Origin of the sequence: Brevibacillus fluminis (genome assembly GCF_052072235.1) — a bacterium.
In the GTDB taxonomy this organism is placed as follows: domain Bacteria; phylum Bacillota; class Bacilli; order Brevibacillales; family Brevibacillaceae; genus Brevibacillus_D; species Brevibacillus_D fluminis_A.
Window position 1 is genome coordinate 5,138,179 of record NZ_CM125436.1, and the last position, 18,339, is coordinate 5,156,517.

Annotated in this window: 13 protein-coding genes and 1 pseudogene; 2 read left to right on the plus strand and 12 right to left on the minus strand. The window is 58.3% G+C overall.

The window, feature by feature from the left end:
* Nucleotides 1-2 precede the first annotated feature (2 nt).
* Together ACTID9_RS25240 and ACTID9_RS25245 are read right to left on the minus strand one after the other, a co-directional pair.
* Nucleotides 3-1,832 (minus strand): site-specific DNA-methyltransferase, encoded by a 1,830-nt coding sequence (locus ACTID9_RS25240; protein ID WP_441067845.1) that lies wholly within the window; start codon nt 1,830-1,832, stop codon nt 3-5.
* Nucleotides 1,833-1,869: 37 nt separating this feature from the next.
* Nucleotides 1,870-2,190 (minus strand): hypothetical protein, encoded by a 321-nt coding sequence (locus ACTID9_RS25245; RefSeq protein WP_441067847.1) that lies wholly within the window; start codon nt 2,188-2,190, stop codon nt 1,870-1,872.
* Nucleotides 2,191-2,314: 124 nt separating this feature from the next.
* On the opposite strand from ACTID9_RS25245, the gene ACTID9_RS25250 reads away from it, so the two are divergent.
* A complete protein-coding gene (locus ACTID9_RS25250) occupies nt 2,315-3,157 on the plus strand; it encodes a metal-dependent hydrolase (RefSeq protein WP_441067849.1) in 843 nt (280 codons plus the stop codon).
* 87 nt (nt 3,158-3,244) lie between these two features.
* On the opposite strand, the gene ACTID9_RS25255 is transcribed toward ACTID9_RS25250, so the two are convergent.
* Together ACTID9_RS25255 and ACTID9_RS25260 are read right to left on the minus strand one after the other, a co-directional pair.
* Nucleotides 3,245-3,385, minus strand: coding sequence for a hypothetical protein (locus tag ACTID9_RS25255; protein WP_441067851.1), 141 nt, complete (start codon nt 3,383-3,385; stop codon nt 3,245-3,247).
* Nucleotides 3,372-4,078, minus strand: a pseudogene (locus ACTID9_RS25260) (ABC transporter ATP-binding protein). Before ACTID9_RS25260 ends, ACTID9_RS25255 begins: the two are co-directional and overlap by 14 nt.
* Nucleotides 4,079-4,678: 600 nt before the next feature.
* On the opposite strand from ACTID9_RS25260, the gene ACTID9_RS25265 reads away from it, so the two are divergent.
* Nucleotides 4,679-5,518: a hypothetical protein gene (locus tag ACTID9_RS25265; protein WP_441067852.1), complete on the plus strand. Its 840-nt coding sequence runs from the start codon at nt 4,679-4,681 to the stop codon at nt 5,516-5,518.
* Nucleotides 5,519-5,613: 95 nt separating this feature from the next.
* Here ACTID9_RS25265 and ACTID9_RS25270 read toward each other — a convergent pair whose 3' ends face one another.
* The 8 genes from ACTID9_RS25270 to ACTID9_RS25305 are packed head-to-tail and all read right to left on the minus strand — an operon-like array spanning nt 5,614 to nt 18,152.
* The gene (locus ACTID9_RS25270) at nt 5,614-8,538 is read right to left on the minus strand and encodes a VWA domain-containing protein (protein WP_441067854.1); all 2,925 of its coding nucleotides are present in this window, start codon (nt 8,536-8,538) and stop codon (nt 5,614-5,616) included.
* A complete protein-coding gene (locus tag ACTID9_RS25275) occupies nt 8,528-10,387 on the minus strand; it encodes a vWA domain-containing protein (protein ID WP_441067856.1) in 1,860 nt (619 codons plus the stop codon). Before ACTID9_RS25275 ends, ACTID9_RS25270 begins: the two co-directional genes overlap by 11 nt.
* 19 nt (nt 10,388-10,406) lie before the next feature.
* Complete coding sequence (locus tag ACTID9_RS25280) at nt 10,407-11,285, minus strand: DUF58 domain-containing protein (RefSeq protein ID WP_441067858.1); 879 nt, start codon at nt 11,283-11,285, stop codon at nt 10,407-10,409.
* Nucleotides 11,282-12,262: an AAA family ATPase gene (locus tag ACTID9_RS25285; protein ID WP_441067860.1), complete on the minus strand. Its 981-nt coding sequence runs from the start codon at nt 12,260-12,262 to the stop codon at nt 11,282-11,284. The genes ACTID9_RS25280 and ACTID9_RS25285 overlap by 4 nt, the downstream gene beginning before the upstream one ends.
* Before the next feature lie 12 nt (nt 12,263-12,274).
* Nucleotides 12,275-13,942, minus strand: coding sequence for a hypothetical protein (locus ACTID9_RS25290; protein WP_441067862.1), 1,668 nt, complete (start codon nt 13,940-13,942; stop codon nt 12,275-12,277).
* A 15-nt stretch (nt 13,943-13,957) separates the two neighbouring features.
* Nucleotides 13,958-14,842 carry an ABC transporter permease gene (locus ACTID9_RS25295; RefSeq protein ID WP_441067864.1) on the minus strand — a complete coding sequence of 295 codons (885 nt, stop codon included), beginning with the start codon at nt 14,840-14,842 and terminating at the stop codon, nt 13,958-13,960.
* Nucleotides 14,839-15,765 (minus strand): ATP-binding cassette domain-containing protein, encoded by a 927-nt coding sequence (locus ACTID9_RS25300; RefSeq protein ID WP_441067866.1) that lies wholly within the window; start codon nt 15,763-15,765, stop codon nt 14,839-14,841. The genes ACTID9_RS25295 and ACTID9_RS25300 overlap by 4 nt, the downstream gene beginning before the upstream one ends.
* Entirely contained in the window at nt 15,762-18,152 is a 2,391-nt protein-coding gene (locus ACTID9_RS25305; RefSeq protein ID WP_441067868.1) for a DUF7408 domain-containing protein, read from the minus strand. The genes ACTID9_RS25300 and ACTID9_RS25305 overlap by 4 nt, the downstream gene beginning before the upstream one ends.
* Between the last annotated feature and the right edge of the window lie 187 nt (nt 18,153-18,339).

Below are 18,339 nucleotides of genomic sequence, written 5' to 3' on the forward strand. Positions count from 1 at the left end.
TCCTACACGGTGCGAAACGCGATGCCGTGCGATTTCATTTCGAGCGCGGCATTGGTTTTGAGCGAATCGTTCCCGCCGAACGCTTCATCCAGGCAGATGACCTGCGCCGGCTTGCGCGCGATGATCGCACCCACCTGCTCGCTTCCGATCTCAGACTCCACATACACGAGCAGCTCGCCTTCCCCGATCACATGGATCGTTTTGCCGCCGACCGTCTCCGTGCAGATCGGCGCGGTAAGCTCGATGCCCGCTTTCAGCAAAATCTCGTAAAGCATGTCCTCCGCCGTGCGATCTGCGACGACATGGTCGGCAAAAAGCCGTAACTGATCGGCCAGCTCCGCTTCGGTCTGCGCAGCTTTGGCGCTGTCCCAAATTTTGAAATTGGAGGACGCCAGCGAAAACGCTTTGAAGCCGCGGTCCTGCCCCGCTCCGCCATCCTCTTGATCCATCATGGCCGCAGCGCGGCGCAGCCGTTCTCTGGTAATCGCCGAAATCGTGGCAAAATCATCCCGCCCCGTGGCTTCCGGCAGCTGCACCAAAATAAAGCGGCGATTGCCGCCATCCTGTTTGTTCATCGCCATGACCGCATGCCCCGTGGTACCCGAGCCGGCAAAAAAGTCGAGGATCAGATCATCCTTGCCGACACTGAAGCCGAGCAGATGGCTGATCAGCGAAACCGGCTTGGGATTGGGAAAAAGCTCCTGCCGGAACAGCTGCAGCAGTTCATTGCTTCCGTCGCTCGTCGTCCCCTGCTGTGTCAGCACGGACTCCTCCAGGAAGAGGCTGCGCGGCTTTTTCCCTTCCGGCAGCCGCTGCTTGAATTGAACCGACCAGCCGTTGTGCGTCTGTACGAACCGTACCTCGCCTTTGGCCAAATCATCGCGGAAGCGCGCTTCCGAACGCAGCCAGCTGATCGGCTGGCCCAACTCGTCATGCGAAAGCACCGTCCCGTCCGGACACTCGATCGGATAATACTGCTTGCCTGATTTTCGCTTGAACGTATCCCAATAATACCGGCCCTGCTCGTCTTCCTCGCGATAGCGGGCCAAATATTCCGGCTTGTACGGCTCGAACAGCTCATGCAGTGCTGCTTCGTTTTTGGCGTACATGACGATATACTCATGTTCCACTGCAACGTACTTGGAATCGTTGCCGCCGCCTTTTTTCTTCTGCCAGACGAAATCGGCCACATGGTTCTCCTCGCCGAAAATCTCGTCGCACAAAAGGCGCAGCTTGGCGTGTTCGATCTCGTCGATGCTGATGAAAATAACGCCGTCATCGGTCAGCAGATTGCGCGCCAAAAACAGGCGCGGGTACATCATGGAAAGCCAGTTGGAGTGATAGCGTCCGCTTTTGTCCGCGCGGGCGGCAAGCGGGTTTCCCTCTTCGTCAGCTTGTCCGGTATAGCGCAAATAGTCTCGCAAACTATCGCGATAGTTGTCCGTGTAGATGAAGTCATTGCCTGTATTGTAAGGCGGATCGATATAGATCATCTTGACTTTGCCGTAATAGCTTTTTTGCAGCAGCTTCAAGACTTCCAGATTGTCGCCTTCGATGACCAGATTTTTTGTCGTATCAAACCGAAGCGACTGATCCGGATGAGGCAACAGCGTCGCCACGCTAGGGATCTGGAGCGTCCGGACCGCATCCTTTTTGCCGGCCCAGCCAAGCCCGTAGCGCTCGGCACCCGCCTCACCCTGTTCTCCTGCAAGCTGCATCAGCCTCTCCCAATCGATCCGGCCTTCGCTTACCGCCTCGGGAAACAGCTCCTTGAGCTGTGCAATGCGGCTCGCCAAAACCTCTCCTGCGGATAGCTGCAATCGATCGACCATGTTTTCAAACACTCCTTCTTCTGCCGTTCGCTATCTTTCATGTTACCATACGCGAGCCTTGTGTTTTTCGCAAAGTGCGGTTTGCAATGTCAATCTGGGTGAGGACCACCGGTTTTGCAGCGACAGCCGGGCAAAAGGCTTTCCGATCTTCTCGGGGAGCAACTGGCATTTCGCAGCCATCTGGCGGAAAAACGCTGCGGGACAAACGCGCCAAAATGGCACCGCATCCGGCCGATCTCACATCATTCATCAACGGCTCGAAAAAATAAGTGCGTACAAACGTTCTCTTTTTTCCTCTTTTCATGCTATCATAGTCAAGATCGTTTTTAAGAAAAACTTCTTTCAGAAGCCCTTTCAAGAAGCAGGTCCTTCAATCTGTGGAAGTTTTTCTTCCGCTCCAGAATTTATAAGCGCAAGCACTTATAAATTCTTATCTGTACAAGCGAAAAGCGCGATGAATCCGTTCGGAAGGAGGAACACATGTGAACAAATCCGGTCATTTGGCGCTTGGGGTCGCATTGGGCAGCGCCTATCTCAGCCTGGCCCCGCTTGCTTCGACGCTTACTTTGGCGGGCTTTGGCATCGGCGTCGCGGCGGTTGGAATCGGCTCGCTCGCACCCGACATCGATCACAAAACGTCGACCGCGAGCAAAGTGATCAGTCCCTTTTCGCCCCAAACAAGGCGGTCGCTCAAATCAGCCGCAGGCGTGCTCGCGCTGATCGGCGCTTTGCTGCTGGCCGTCTTTTTGAATCGGCGCTTCGGGATCGGCATCCCGTTTGAACAAGCCGTGATCTCGCTGCCGGATGGACTGATCGGCAGCTTTCCTTTTTGGCTTGCGGCAAGTGTGTTTTGCCTCTTGCTGACCAAGATCAGAGATTTGGTGCTGTTTGGTGTCGGCGCTTTTGTCCTGTACGCCTGGTATGCCTATCAACTGCATTGGTTTTTCGCCTTTTTGGGCGGGGCGCTGTTTATTTTGCCGCTGGTCCGGCATCGCGGGGTCATTCACACGCCTGAATTCGCCATCTGCCTGACGCTCGGCCTTTGGTCGGTCGCATCCGGCGGTTCGGCATTCGTCTATGCCAGCGCGCTCGGTTTCATCATCGGCTGGTGGTCACATCTGGTCGGCGATTTGTTCGGCCAGGAAGGCATTCACTCGCTGGTGGTCCCGCGCCTGCGCGTCGCCCTTCACCTGTTTCGCAACGGCGGTCCTATGGAAAAGCTCATCACGCGCTTTTGCTGGGTATGCAGCACAGCGATCTGGGTGATATATGTGGTGATGAAATCGCAATGGGTGATTCACGCGGTCTGGCAGCTCGTCCGCTAAATCCGCTCAAAAAGAAAAAGCATTGCCGCAAGCGAATCCATTTCATCGGATTGCCCATGCAGCAATGCTTTTTCGCATGTTCTGTGTTTACTGTTCGCCGCGATACAGCTTGAAGCCCACGTCATCCACGGCTTTGACCTGTTGGCTGGAACGCCCGAACAGATTGCGTTTTACCGGAAAATATTTTTTGATATGCTGCACGTCCAGCAAAACCTCATTTCGCGCCATCGGTGCCTGCCACCTCCTTCGTCTCCTGGATGCCAAGCCAGCGGCGTGTATCGTGATCGGTGCCAGCCTCCGCAAAGCGCGGCAGCTCCTGGCGGCATTTCTCCATCACATGCGGGCAGCGATCCGCAAACGGGCACCCTGGCAGCGGAATCAGCAAATTGGGCGGCGTTCCCTCGATCGGCGTCAGCCGCTCCTTCTCGCTGCCGTTTGCTTTCGGCAGCAATTTCAGCAAGCCTTGCGTGTAGGGATGCTGCGGGCGATAAAAAATGTCATCGACCGGTCCTTTTTCCATCACCATGCCGCCGTACATCACGATCACGCGGCTGCAAATTTGCGCGACCACGCCCAAATCGTGCGTGATCAGCATGATCGCCGTGTTCGTCTTGGCGCTCAGCTCTTTCATCAGATCGAGGATTTGCGCCTGGATCGTCACATCGAGTGCGGTCGTCGGCTCGCCTGCGATCAACAGCTCCGGTTCACAGGAAAGCGCCATGGCGATCAGCGCCCGCTGCCGCAATCAGCCGCAAAATCGATTTGGCCATCACGCTTTTGCCGCTGCCCGATTCGCCGACGATTCCGACGATTTCAACCCTTTTTGATGGCAAAGGAAACCCCGCGCACCGACTGCACCTGTCCCGCCCGGGTAAAGAAAGACGTTTTCAAGTCGGTGACTTCTACGATCGTTTCGTTCATGCGTTTCACTCCCAGCTTGTTGGAATCCCGTGTGGCATTCGTTGCGTTAACGCTCGTTCACCTTCGGGTCAAAGGCGACGCGGAACACATCGCCGAGCACATTGAAGCAGAGCACCGTCAGTTTTTTGTGAAGGCTGCTGCGGAAGTGGGGGCTTCGCGGAAAAAAGCGGTGCTCCGCTCTGACGATGCCTGCTGGGGGTCGTGGTGAACGGCTCCGGCGAAAAAAACGGAAACTGCGCCCCAAAGCCACACGCTGCGCGGCGGGAGCATTTCAAAGATGCTATGTGGCGCAAAAACGTTTCCGCTTTTTTCGCCAGAGCCTAGCGGGCATCGCCAAGGCTGCGCTCCGCTTTTTTCCGCGAAGCCCTGGGCTGCACAGCAGTCGGGGGATTGGGATTTAGGGTGAAAAAAGAAAAAAAAAAGAAACGGAAATTAGTTAGGTGATTTTTTACATTTTTGTTTTATGCAAATAAATAAATCCGATGAATTTACTTTAATTTCTCGTAAGAATGGGACAAAATTGCTTGGTCTTTCCGCTTGAAAAAAACTGCCCCGCCCGCTTACTCGTGATACAATGATCGGTAAGTGAGGTGTGCGGCAATGGAAAAGGATCTTATGAATGAAGTGTTGTTAGAATTGAGAGCAATCCGAACGGATGTAAGTGACTTGAAGGCTGGACAGGAACGTTTGGAAACAAGGGTCGGTACTATAGAGACAAGGCTGGGAAACTTGGAAACAGGGCAAAGCCGGTTGGAGGCTCGACAAGAAAACCTTGAATCCGGACTGGGACGTTTGGAAACCCGGCAAGGCAACCTTGAAGCCGGACTAGGACGATTGGAAGCCCGACAAGGCAACCTTGAAGCCGCTCAGAGCCGATTGGAAGCCCGACAGGAAAACCTCGAAGCCGGACTGGGACGTTTGGAAGCCCGACAAGGCAACCTTGAAGCCGCTCAGAGCCGATTGGAAGCCCGACAAGGCAACCTCGAAGCTGCTCAGAGCCGATTGGAAGCCCGACAGGAAAGCCTCGAAGCCGGACTGGGACGTTTGGAAGCCCGACAAGGCAACCTCGAAGCTGCTCAGAGCCGATTGGAAGCGCGGCAGGAAAACCTTGAAGCCGGACTGGGACGTTTGGAAGCCCGACAAGGCAACCTCGAAGCCGGACAGGAACGTTTGGAAGCCCGACAAGGCAACCTTGAAGCCGCTCAGAGCCGATTGGAGGCACTGCAAGTAAATCAGGATGCCAGACTCGAACGACTTGAAAAAGGTCAGGCGTCCATTCTGGATGCCATTGAACGTTTGGAAGCTAGTCAACCAAAAGACATTCTTGCCATCTTGGAGCGGATCGATAAAAAAATCGACCGGCAAGACGATGAAATAGCTGTTCTCAATAAGCGCGTTTTCAAGATCGAAACCGAGTTGGAGCGGTTGGGCCGACAATAAATAGAGTTGTTGATTTCATTTCGTACAAAAAAGGTTAGAGGCCGTATTGGTCCCTAACCTTTTTCCTTACTATCGTCCCACACCATCTTGTTCCGCTACTTCTGCTTGCGCTGTTTCGCAGCCAGCAACCGGTTGAACGCTTCACCCGCCTGCCCCTGCGAGGCGCCCTGTTGCGGCTTGCGGTCGCTGGACGCCGTCGGTTGTTTTGCAGCAGATGCAGGCGCAGCTTCTTTTGGCGCTGCCGAAGCTGCTTGCCGCGCCCCCTCCTGCTGCTTGCGCATGCCTGCCAGCGCTGCGCCTCTTCCTGCTGTCGTCTTCGGCTCTGCGGCAGCAGCGGCGGCCCGTCCTCCCACCTGCTCGTCCCGCGTTCGCCGCTTCACCCCGCCCAGACGTTCCAGGACGGCGCCTCCTTCCGTAACAGGAGGTGCCGCGGCAACCTCTGTCTGGCGCAATCGGAGCAATCCGGCCAAACGCTGCCAGAATCGATCCGGCAGCTGCAAACGGCGTCCTGCTACATCCACCGGCCACAGCAACGCAGCGAGCATCAGCAGCCATTCCGTAATCGGTTGTTTTTCCCACTTGGCCGGAAGCTTGCCAGCAAACACATCCCGAGGATCGCCGATCAAGGTTCCGCCGGTTGCCGCAAGCCATTCCTTCAGCCGCTGCCCGCCGTCCTGCGGCAGACCGAACTCCGGCGAATAGGAGACGGTCAGTCCGGTCGTCTGGCTGGCGATCGCCTTTCCGCTGCTTTTTTCCACGATCTGAATGAGATAGCTGCCCGGATCGCCAATCTCAAAGCTTCCTTGCAGCTCATTCGGCCCTGTCGGCTGCACGCGGATGGCTTGCCGCTTCATTTGCGCGTCAAGCACCACCGCTTCCAGCTCTTGCGGCAATGGCGCGCCTTTTGGCAGCGTAACGGTCAGCTTGCCCGTCGTCCCGTCCAGCTGTGTCTCAGTCCGCCATTGCCCTTCGTTGATTTGCGGCAGCGTCCAGGCGACGATCTCGTTCCACAGGCGGCTGTTGCCCGCCCAGTTCACCCAATCGGGCGCCCATTTGCCATCAAGGTCGCTCGTCCAGGCGACAGCGCGGCCCAATCCATACTGCCAGCGTGCCAGAATTGGGTCGTCGTCTTGGCTCACCAGCGCTTGTTCTGCTGTCTGCTTCGCTGTCGTCGCTACATAGGCGCGCAGCGGCGGCAGCCCTTGGCGCAGCGGCGCCCAGTCGCTCGCTCCGGCGAGCGCGGGCACCTGCGGCTGCTCCACGATAAAGGTGCGGCTGGCCAACGCCGTCTCTTTGCTGAAAATCTTCGGAATGGAAGCTGGATCGGTCGACAAATAATAGCGCCCTTTCCCCCACTGTGCGATATCTTCCAAAAGCGTCGTATCCGCATCGTCCCCGACCGCAACCGTCGTCACGGTGATATTTTCCCCTGTCATCTGCTGAAGCAGGCCCACATAGTCGTCATCCCGGCCGGATTGGCCGTCTGTCAAAAGGATGATATGTTTTCGCTGCGCCTTCATTTTCTTGATCTCATCGTACGCCATCTGCAATGCGGGGAAAATGTCCGTCCCGCCATCGGCATAAATGCTCCCGATCTTTTGGCGAATGGCTTGCGTGTCCTTGACTTGCTGCGGCTCGACGACGGTCCACGGCGACCCGTCGAACGCGATCACGCCGATCTGGTCCTTTTCGGTCAGCATCTCGGTCGCACGGATCGCCGCCTCTTTCGCCAGCTCCATCTTGTCCGCGCCCCGGCCGTCGCCGGACATGCTGCCTGACTTGTCGATCACCAGCTCCAGTCCGAGGGAAGGCTGCTGCTCTTTGCCGCGCAAATCCATGTACACCGGCAGCGCCTCTTCAATCGGCGTGTGAAACCAGCCGCCCATGCCAAATGAGTCCTGTCCGCCTGTCATGATCAGGCCAAGTCCCAGATCGCGGACAGCGGTGCGAATGCGCTCCATGTCGTCATCGCCGATCTTGGTCGCATCCACATTGGCGAGCACGACTCCGGCATACTGCTTGTAATCGTCCAGCTCCTTTGGCAGCAAGGCCGGATCTTTCACGACTGCCTGAATGCTTCCGGCCTGCAAGGCATTGACCAGATTACGTGCGGCCCCAGGCTGCCCTTCGACGATCAAAAGGGATGGAGAGCCCGCGACCTGCGAAAATGCGTGCGCCTGGTTGTTGACTTTCAGCGTATCCCGCTCGGCCTCGATTTCCACCCGATAGCGGTGAAAGCCTTTGTCGACCGCTTTTTGCGCAAAAACAAAGCGGTTTTTGCCTTTTTCCACCTGCACCGTTTGTTTGCCCGCTTCGCGGTTTCCCTCGTACAGGCGCAGGGTCGCCTTGGTCGCCACAGTGCTGTCGACATCCACCTTGATCGGGAACTCCTCCCCGGCATACAGGCGGTCCGGCACCTGTACGGACGAGACCAGCACCTCATCGCCCTGCGGCTGCTGCAAAAGCACCGCTTCCCACGCGATGCCACGCTCCGCCGCAAGCTTGGCTTCTTTCTCCACATCGCCGCCGGTAGCCAGCCCATCGGTCACCAGCACAATTTTGCCCCGTGCCTGGCTTGGAATCATCCCCGCTGCCAGCCGAATGCCATCTGCCAGATTGGTGGCATTGCGATTGACCTGCACGCCGAGCGCCTGCAGCTCATCTTTTGTCGTGAGCGGCTGGTCGACCGCCGCATCGCCACCTACTGCCACGACGCCATACAGATCCTCGCTTCGCTTTTGCTTGACGGCCTCGGCCAAAAACGCGGTGGCGCGGCTGTCATCCTTCATCGAAGCCGAGCGGTCGATGACGAACACCACCGTTTCCGCCTTTACCGGATGGACGAGCTGCGTACCTGCCACCGCCAGTATCAGCAGGCAAAACATCGCGGTACGCACGCACGCGATCCAGATCCGCCTTGCCTGCGCCATCCGCTTCTGCTGCCGCCACCAGTGATAGACCATGTACAGCGCAGGCAACAGCAGCAGTAAAAGATACGGTTGTTGAAAGCTAATACCCACGCTGATACACCCTCCATTCCGCAAAAACCGCCAGCAACGCCAATGCCGCCAGCCAAGTAGCCAGCTCCCTGCTGCCAGCCGTCGTGGCGGCAGACTGTGCCGCATCGCCCTTTTGCCCGCCAGAGGCAGCGGAAGCCACACTCATCACCCGTGGAGTAATATCCGATTCTGCCAAGGCTGGACGCACGGAGAAATAGCGCCCCTGCCTGGCTCCACCCACTTCCTCTTCCAACCGGTACAGCCCCGCTTGCTGCGGCACTTGCAACAACCACGAGCTTCCTTCTGCCGCGATCTTCTCCTGGCTGCCATCCGGTAATACGAGCGTCCGCGAAGATGCGCCCGGTGTCAGCGGGATCGTCACCGCTTCCCCCGGCTGGGCGCCGGTAATCGGCGACGACTGCTTTGGCAGCAGCCACGAAAGCGCGTTTTGCATAAAGATCGGAAACGCGGGGCGCAGCGGAAAATCGGAGTCATGCAGATCAAAGGAAACGATGACCGCACGCTGGTTGTTGATGGTTCCGCTGCGCACGAGGTCGATTTCGCCCGATTTCACCAGGCTGTGCATGCCCGGCATCTCGCCCAGTGCCGCAGCCTGCGCCACGTGCACATCTTTCCAGTCGACATACTTGAGGAGCGGTTCGTCTGGCGCTGCCTGTGCTTCATGCGTAAGCTCCCGCTCGCCGAGAACCGGCAGCCATGCCGTCTTGCGCTGCGGACCGATCAGCATGACGTTTCCCGGAGGCAGCACATCAGGCACCACCCGATCGAATATCCACAGATCGGCTGCCCCGTCCGCCTTGGTCGGCAGCTTGTCCATCGTCTCCACCGATAACAAGTTCCCTGTCTTCAGCACTTGGCTCAAAAAGCGGTTGCCCTCCGGTGACACCAGCACAGCTCTCGCCTTTTGCGCTGCAAACGGGACGCTCCATGCCTCATTGTCCTGCGCCAGGCCATCGCCATCCACGCTGATGACCGCGCGATACGCGGGGCCAGGCGGAAGGGAGTGGAACGGAAGCGAACGACTGTCGTTCGGCTCCACGCTGAAATCGCTTGTCTCGACCAGCTGGCCCTCCCCATCATAGATGGTCGCCTTGCCCGTTTTGGCCTTCTTTCCATAGTTGTCGATGCGGAGCAGTCCGTCGGTTCCTTGTTCGCCGGGCTGCGTGACAAACGCCCCGATCGCGCTGTTTTCATCGGTGCGGCCCTCCTGTACAAAGCGAAACGAGCTGCCGGCTGTACCCGCATCCATTCCCGTGATCCGCTCGGACCCGCCGTCACCATACCAAATGATCCCGCTGCCCGCTTCGGTTGCCGCGATTGCCTGCGCCAGCGAAAGCGCCGCGCGCAAATCGGACGTGCCCAGCGTGGCTGCGAGCGAATCGAGCTTGCCCAGCAGCGCAGCCTTGTCGCTGCTTTTGGCTAGCAGAACCTGCGGCTCGCGGCCGGCCGCCAGCAAAGTCACCGTCTGCTTGGCACCCATAGTTTCAATCAGCTTTCTCGCTCCTGCCTTTGCTAGCTCGATCCGCGTCGCATCGCCTTCGCGAGTCAGCATGCTTGCCGACACATCGATGACCAGCACGGTATGGTCGGTGACCGCCCCCTCAGCCGGAATCGCCGGCCGGATCAGCGCCAGCACCAGCAACAGCGCTGCCAAGAGCTGCAAAAAAAGCAGCAGGCTGCGTCGCAGCTTTTGCCACGGCCGCGTGACTTCCCAGTTTTGCAGCGTCTTTTGCCAGAGCAGCGTGCTCGACACTTCCTGATCCTCATACTTGCGCTTGAGCAGATACAGGGCAAGAATCACCGGGATGATCGCCAAAAATCCCAGGTTGCCTAAAGCCATCCACTGCATGATCGCCGCTTCCTCCCCTCTATCGAATCAAGCCTGCCTGCCGGAAAATCCCGAACACGATCTGCTCGGGCGACTGCTCCGCTTCTACGCTGACATACGCGATGCCGCGCCCGAACGCAAAGGCGGACAGCTGTGCCTGATAGGCGCTCAATGTTTTCGCGTACTCCTCGATCATGACCGGGGAAAACGCGATCTCCTTGGCGCTCCCCGTCTCGCTGTCGAGCAGCCGCAGCTCCCCTTGGTACGCGGGATTCCGCTCTTCCTCCGCCAACACCTGCACCAAAATCACTTCCTGCCTCGCCGCCTGCACGAATGCGACGCCATTCTCATACCCGTTTTCATAGAGAAAATCGGAGAGAATGATCGAGACGCCCGGTTTGCCCGACACGGCTTGACCAGAGCGCAGCGCTGCATTCAAATCGCCTGCGCCGCCCGGCTCGATCGATTCGAGGAACGAAAACAGCTGCGCCGCCTTCGCTTTGCCCTGCAATCGCGTCATCGCCCCGCGGAGCGACTGGTCAAACGCATACACCGATACGTAATCGAGGTGGCACAGCGACAAATACCCGAGCGCTGCTGCAAGTTGCTTCGAACGGTGCAGCTTGCTCGGCTGCCCGTAGCCCATGGAGCGGCTGCAATCGAGATAGATCGAGACGTGCAGCTCCTGCTCGTCCAAAAACCGCTTGACGAACAGCTTCCCCGACCGTCCATACGCATTCCAGTCAAGCTGCCGCAAATCGTCGCCCGGCGCATACGCCCGATAATCGGCGAACTCGAGCGAGCTGCCTAGCTGCTTGGAGCGGCGCTTGCCCGCATGCGCGCCGCTCGCCAGACGCCGGGTCGTCATCTGCATCCGTTCGAGCCGCTGCAGCCACGCGGAATCCAGAAGCCCGCTCATGACCGTTCCTTCCCGAGCGCATCGAGAATATCGCGGATGATCCGGTCAGGACGCACCCCGCCCGCTTCCCCTTCAAAATTGAGGAAAATCCGGTGGCGCAACGCAGGCAGCGCGACCGCATCGATGTCTTCATACGCCACGTTGTACCTTCCCGCCAGGAACGCCCGCACTTTTGCCAGCGACACCAATGCCTGCACGCCGCGCGGTCCCGCCCCGGCGCGTACATACTGCTTCACCGGGCCGATCGCCGTATCGCCCGGATGCGTCGCCACCAGCAGCCGGACGGCATATCGCAGCACCGGGTCCGCAATCAAAATGTCGCGCGCATTTTTTTGGATCTCGATGATTTCCGCGCCGCTCGCCACTTTTTCCACCGGCGCATTCGGCGCCATCGTCGTGCGCAGCACAATTTCACGCAGTTCCTCCTCGGACGGGAACGGCACTTCGATTTTGAGCAGGAAGCGGTCCATCTGCGCCTCCGGCAGCGGATACGTGCCTTCCTGCTCCAGCGGGTTTTGCGTCGCCAGCACGAAAAACGGCTGCGGCAGCTCGCGCGTCACGCCCCCGGCTGACACCGTGCGCTCCTGCATCGCCTCCAGCATCGCGCTCTGTGTTTTCGGAGTCGCCCGGTTGATCTCATCGGCGAGCACCACTTGGGCAAAGACAGGACCCGGCTGAAACGAAAAATATTGCTTCCCCGTTTCATCGACCCGCAAAATATTTGTGCCCGTAATGTCTGCCGGCATCAAATCCGGCGTGAACTGAATGCGTGAAAACGAAAGCTCGAACGCTTGCGCCATCGTTTTGACGAGCAATGTTTTGCCAAGGCCCGGCACCCCTTCAAGCAAGGCATGCCCGCCGGCAAAAACCGCCCACAGCATCTGTTCGATTACATCCTTTTGCCCGACCAGCACTTTGCCGATCTCCTGCCGCACCCGTTCAACCCGGTCGAGACATTGCTCCACTGTCTGCTCCATGTTCACATCTCCCTACGGTTCAATGTTGCTGAAATAATCTTTGACAATATCCTGATAGTCGCCGGGGATGCTCCCTTTTTCCATGCTCTCCCGGGCAAACTGTGCATACTGCTGGTAAACCTCCTGATAAGGTCGGGCTGTGCCAGCCGATACTTGTGTACTGCCGCTCTGACGCGTATCGGATGGACCTTCGCCAAGCGGTCCGCCTACCGTTTCCGTCGGTCCGCCCTGTGTCGTAATCCGCTCGGACGGGACTGAAACGAACTCATGGCTGCCGTCGCCAAGCCCGGCCCCGCTGCCTTTTCCGCTGCCGGAGCCTTGGCCGTTGCCACTCCCTTGGCCATTGCCACTCCCTTGCCCTGCGCCTTGTCCATTGCCGTTTCCCTGGCCCTTTCCATTGCCTTGGCCCTGTCCTGTACCTTGGCCATTTGCCTGACTTCCGGATGGGTTGTTCCCTGTCCCCTGCGCTGCTGTTCCGCTCTGTCCGGAGGTGCCAGCTTGCCCGCCCGGCTGTCCGGTTGAAGTGCCGCTTGGCCCCGCCATCGCCGGAACAGCTGCTTGGCCGGTTCCCCCCGCAGTTGCGGCACCAGTCGCCCCGCTGCCCGCCTGTGCGTTCGCGGCTGCCGCCAGCAATTGCTGCGACTGCTGCAACGCTGCCATCGTCTGGGCCGCGAATTGCATGGCCTGCTGCGATTGGGCGATTTGCTGCAGCGCTTCCTTCATCGCCTGGCTGAGCTGTTCGGCCGCTTGCGGGTTATTCGCGGCGCTCGCCTGCTTCAACAGCTCCATCATCTTTTCCAGTTCCTTCTGATCTGCGGCTGCGGCCGTTTTCGCCAGCGCTTCCGCTTCTTTTTGCAGCTCGCGAGCGAGCTTTGCCGCTTCATCCGGCTTCATTCCTTGCACGCCGTTCATGCCTTGCGCAAGCCGCTGCAGCAGCTCTTGCTTGGCGCTCTGTGCCTGCTTCCATTTCTCCAGTTGTTTTTCGGCCGCGCGCAGTGCGTTCAGTCGGTCGGCGGGATCATTCGCCGAAGCCAGCTTGCGTTTCGCCTCGTCCATGATGTCAGCCGCCTTTTTCTTCTGCTCCGCACTCAACGATTTCTCGCTCGCAAGCGATTTTGCCAGCTCATCCAGCTGCTTTTTCGCCTCTGCCAGCTGCACTTGCTCCTGCTGCTTCTGCGCGATCACCTGGTCCATGCCGTTCGGCCAGCAAAACAATGTGAGCCAGCTTGCCAGCGCCGCCGACAATCCGATCCATTTGATCCGGGAAAGCCGAAACACCGCGATGCCGGATAGCACCTGCGGCAGCACACCGCGCAGCCGCGACAGCGCATCTTCCCGCTGCCTTTGCGCTACCATCGTGGTTTGCGCCCGATTTTCCAGCGCGGTAACCGTCCGCTCGGCCAGCCCGTGTCTGTCCGCTTCCTTGGCAGCCGCGACCAGCGTCGGCTTTTTCCGCAGCGTCCAGAGCAACCCGATCAAAAGTGCCAGCACCGGAAAGCTAACGGCTGCCCATTTGTAGTAAAAAATCGGCAAAAAGCGCGCAAAGAGAAGCAGCAGCACGCCCGCCCCCAATCCGATGGTGGCAGAGCCAGCCAGCCGCAAAACCAGCTTTTGACGAAGCAATTTCCTTTGAATCGGCCCAAGCAGTGTCAACATCTCGTCATCTTGCCATTTCAACATGATCGGAAGGCTCCTTTACGCGCGTTTGCCCAGGCGCGGACGCACCGGTTTGACGTAATAAATCGCCAACCCGAGGAAGATCACCGTCAACACGAGCAAAAAGGCGCAATAGATCCAGTACGGGTCGACCGACAGCTGCCCGTATTTCGCCATAGATCCCCCACGGAAGATGCGGATCGGCCCTTCCTCAAAAATGTTCAGCATGCCGAAAAACGGATTGAGGCTGTTCAGAAAATCCGGCCAGGCCGAGTTGACCTGCGTGCTGCTCGCTCCCGAATTGCGCAGCTGGTAGCGGATGAACTGGCGCACCACCTCGCCGATGACGGCCGTACCGGCTGTATACCCAAAGGCGACTGCATAGGTCAGCACCGTCGCAACCCCCGTCCGCTTGATCAGCGTAGACAGCAGCACGCCGACGCTGCCGAAGCCAAGCATCGTCACCAGGTAAAACCCGAATACTTTTACAAGCTGTTCCGGCGAGATGCCGCCGTACAGGAAGACGATCGTGTAGAGCGGCAGCGAGGCCACGATCAAAAACATCATAAAGCCGAGCGACGCCAGCCATTTGCCCAAAATCAGCTTGGTCGCGCTCACATTGGTCGTCAGCATGATCGGCAGCGTCTGCCTTTCCCGTTCGCCGGAAATGACGCCAGCCGTCAGCCCCGGCACGACGAAACAGATCATCGCCAGCTGGAACATCGACAGCATCATGAACAGCTCTCTCGTCTGGTCGGGGCGATAGTACGTCCCGCTCCCGGTGACCAAAAAGATCATCGTCAGCGAGATGCCGCCTAACGCAAGCAAGTATAAAAAGATAATCCAGGGCGAACGCTTCGTCCTCATCCGCAGCTTCAGCTCATTGACCAGCACCGGGTTACGCAATCGACGGATGACATTCATGAGCCCACCCCCTTCGTGATTTCCAAAAAGATTTCTTCCAGATCGCCCTGCGCTTCATTGAAGGCAGCGACCGGAAAATCGTTGACCGTCAAGTCGCGCAAAAGCTTTGCCTGATCGGCATCGTCCCCGCTGAATCCGACGACCACCCAGTTGCCTTCGCGCGTCACACCGGCAACGGTCGGAACCTCGCGCAGCCGGGCCATCGCCTCGTCGACGCGATCCAGGAGCCGGATGCGCAGCACCCGTTTCTCCTGCATGCGGGCGTAAATTTCCTCCACCTTGCCGAACGCCACCAGATTGCCCTCTTCGATCACGCCGATCACATCGCACATTTCCGCCAACTCCGGCAGGATGTGCGAGCTGATAATGATCGTTTTGCCCATATCGCGCAGCTCTTTCAAAATTTCGCGAAGCTCGATCCGCGCCCGTGGGTCAAGGCCGGAAGCCGGTTCGTCCAAAATCAATACCTCCGGGTTATGGACCAGGCAGCGCGCAAGGCCGAGCCGCTGCTTCATCCCCCGCGACAGCGAATCGACATAGGCGTCGCGCTTGTGGCTCAGATTGACCAGCTCCAATAGCTGCGGAATGATCGCCTTGCGTTCCTCGGGCGGAATATCGTAATTGGCGCCATAAAAGTCGAGATATTCTTCCGCGGTCAAATAATCGTATACACCGAAAAAGTCCGGCATATAGCCGATCAGCTTCCGCACCTCGCGCGGATGCCTGGTGACGTCAAAGCCGCCGACATACGCCTTGCCGCTCGTCGGCTCGAGAAGCGTCGCCAAAATCGACATCGTCGTCGATTTGCCCGCGCCATTCGGTCCGACGAATCCAAATACCGTGCCTTTCTCGATCGACAGGGACACGCCTTTGAGCGCCTCCATCTTGCCGTACCGCTTCGTTAACTGTTCGATTTGAATCATGGTTTCACCAGCTTTCCTTCCACACCGACCACAGGTGTGCCGATATGACGGTATTCGTCTCGGGAATGGGAGAATTTCACCCGCAGCACGCCATCCGGTGAGAGGAACGTGCCGAGTTTGGCGCCTTCCAGCTTGTTGTCGGCAAACGCCTGATCAAACGGAACGAACGCCTTCGTCTTCCAGTTGTACACTTGCTTGTCAAACAAGGTCTTGTCTTCTGACCATGTATAGATGTAGAGCCTGGATACTTGCAGCTGCCGGTTTTCCTCCTGCAGATGGAATTCGAAGGTAATATCCCCCGCTCTCATCTGGTAGCCGTTGTCCACCTCATCGGTTTCAGCCGTGCTTTCCGTCATGATGGCCTGGAACGTTCCGGCCGGGTAGAAGACGGTCCCATCCGGCGACGGCTTGATGGAGAGCGGTGAAGTGACCAGCGTCAAATGCTCCTTGCGCACGGTTTCCCGCTTCATCTCCACATCGTTGATCGGCATGTCGCTCCAGCCCAGCAGCATCACACCGTTGGAGTTGTCGAGCGCACTCTGTCTGCCTCGATCCAGAATGTCGAGCATCATCCACTCCCTGCTATCCTCGGCGTTGCTGTTGTTTTGCACCGCTTGCGGGATCAAACTGTTTTTGCTGGAATACAACTGCCGTCCCGGTGCGATTTGCGCCTGTGCATTGAAGGAAAGATCGACCTTCACGCTCGCACCGGCCGCCAGATCCTCAATCGGCTGGATCGTCTGTCCTGCGATGATTTTCACATCGTGCAGCGGGTACCGGGTCCGGTTCGTCACCGTCCCGCTCAGCTTGCCATCACGATAGGACAGGTCGGAGATGAAGGAACCGGCATTCGGGATGTCGGTCATCATCCCCAGCTTGCGGACCGACCAGAATTCCACATCCCGAAACTGTGCTGTCGTATGGTCGTTCTGGGCCGAAATCCATACTTTCGGCTCCACTTCGCTGCCGCGCCCATTGATGATCGGCCACACGCGAGAGCTTCCCTTCACCTCTGCCTCATAGTCGGCGCTGCGCGGCACAAAAGCCGCCGCCACCTCGAGCCCTTTCGCCTGCCCCGCCTGCGAAAATTGCAGGTAGCCGGAGCTGTGCAGCACGACGCCCGAGCCGCGCTGGCCCGCGCCATAGGCGAAAATGCCGACGCCCGCCACGACCGCAAATGCCGGAACGATCCCCCACATATAGCTCTGCTTCCGCTTTTTCCGCAAAACGTAGTAGAAGACCGGACCCACGAGCAGGGCGTACAGCCCAAAATAAAGCGCCAGCCACGGCACTTCCGGAAGCTTCAGCGCCGGAATCCGGTCGGAAGCGTTGTCGAGCGCCCAAATGTCGTTTGCCGGGTTGTTCATATGCGTATACAAGCTGCTGCCGAACGCTTTGGTCAGCAAGTCGGCCCAGTACCGGCTGTTGCCCGACCAGCTCGCCACCGGCTCCTGTGCCAGATCGTAGGCCACATACAGCACTTTCCCCTGACCAACCGAGCGGACTGCCGTCACAGGAACGGTGCCTTCCGCAGCGAGCAGCCTTCCTTCTTTCAAGGTACCCACGCTCACGGAAAATGGCCCTGTCAACTGCACCGGCGGTTCTTTTTCCGCCGCCACGCCGGAGAGCCTGCTGACGCTCCCCACTCCCGTCACGGCGACGGGAGACAGCTCAGCCAAAGCGCCCGCCGACTTGGCGTAGGCCGCACCGCCCGCGAGAATCAGCATCCCGCCGTTTTGCGTCCATTCTTTTATCGCCTGAACCTGCTTTTCATTTAACGAATCCAAGGCGAAATCATTGATGATCAGCATGTTGAGCATGCCGAGCTGCGCCGCTGCCTGCGGTACTTGCTCCGCTTTCATCGGCAGGACGCGCACCTGCTCGGAAAACTTATTTTTCGGCATTGTGCCCAAAAAATTGGCCGTATCCGGGTCGGATGCCAATACCCCGATCAGCAAGGAATCCTGGCTGTACCGCCTCCCGCCAATCGTCGTTTTGGCGACGGTCTCCCCGTTTTGCTGCAAAGCGACATAGCTGTTCGGCCCGATCTCAGAGCCGGGCACAAGGATCGTCACCTGCTTTGTGGCACCTTTCGCCACGGAAACCGGCTGATAATAAGCCGCCGAGAACAAATCGCTGCCATTGCCGGTCGCGATCACCACATTCCCTTCCACATCGGTGCCGCCGCCATTCATCACGGTCACCTGCACCGGAATCGTGTCGGACTCCCGATAATCGCCCCCGATGCCTGCCGTGACGCTGAGCTGGATCGCCTGCTCGGCGAACGCTCGCGGCAGCAGCGGGTCAAGCAAGCACGCGACAAGCATGGCGAACAGGAGCAGCCGGCTGACTGCTGACTGCCATTTATTCGACTTTTCTGCCATCATTGCAAACATACCTCCACCAACCAAATGTCAAATACTTTCGATTACACTCATAAGCTAAGACGAATCTTCTAGGAAAAAGATACAGTGTTGCTAGAGTTTTGATTGGCCGAAATGGTCCCGATTCATGCGCGAGGCTGCATTTGGCAAAAGAAAAGAGCCGACTCGTCAATGATATGCTCCCATCATA

What these genes read in the sequence shown, in the direction of transcription:
- ACTID9_RS25240 (WP_441067845.1), bottom strand. Translation starts at nt 1,832, where the DNA reads ATGGTCGATCGATTGCAGCTATCCGCAGGAGAGGTTTTGGCGAGCCGC.
- ACTID9_RS25255 (WP_441067851.1), bottom strand. Translation starts at nt 3,385, where the DNA reads ATGGCGCGAAATGAGGTTTTGCTGGACGTGCAGCATATCAAAAAATAT.
- ACTID9_RS25265 (WP_441067852.1), top strand. Translation starts at nt 4,679, where the DNA reads ATGGAAAAGGATCTTATGAATGAAGTGTTGTTAGAATTGAGAGCAATC.
- ACTID9_RS25275 (WP_441067856.1), bottom strand. Translation starts at nt 10,387, where the DNA reads ATGCAGTGGATGGCTTTAGGCAACCTGGGATTTTTGGCGATCATCCCG.
- ACTID9_RS25280 (WP_441067858.1), bottom strand. Translation starts at nt 11,285, where the DNA reads ATGAGCGGGCTTCTGGATTCCGCGTGGCTGCAGCGGCTCGAACGGATG.
- ACTID9_RS25285 (WP_441067860.1), bottom strand. Translation starts at nt 12,262, where the DNA reads ATGGAGCAGACAGTGGAGCAATGTCTCGACCGGGTTGAACGGGTGCGG.
- ACTID9_RS25290 (WP_441067862.1), bottom strand. Translation starts at nt 13,942, where the DNA reads ATGTTGAAATGGCAAGATGACGAGATGTTGACACTGCTTGGGCCGATT.
- ACTID9_RS25295 (WP_441067864.1), bottom strand. Translation starts at nt 14,842, where the DNA reads ATGAATGTCATCCGTCGATTGCGTAACCCGGTGCTGGTCAATGAGCTG.
- ACTID9_RS25300 (WP_441067866.1), bottom strand. Translation starts at nt 15,765, where the DNA reads ATGATTCAAATCGAACAGTTAACGAAGCGGTACGGCAAGATGGAGGCG.
- ACTID9_RS25305 (WP_441067868.1), bottom strand. Translation starts at nt 18,152, where the DNA reads ATGATGGCAGAAAAGTCGAATAAATGGCAGTCAGCAGTCAGCCGGCTG.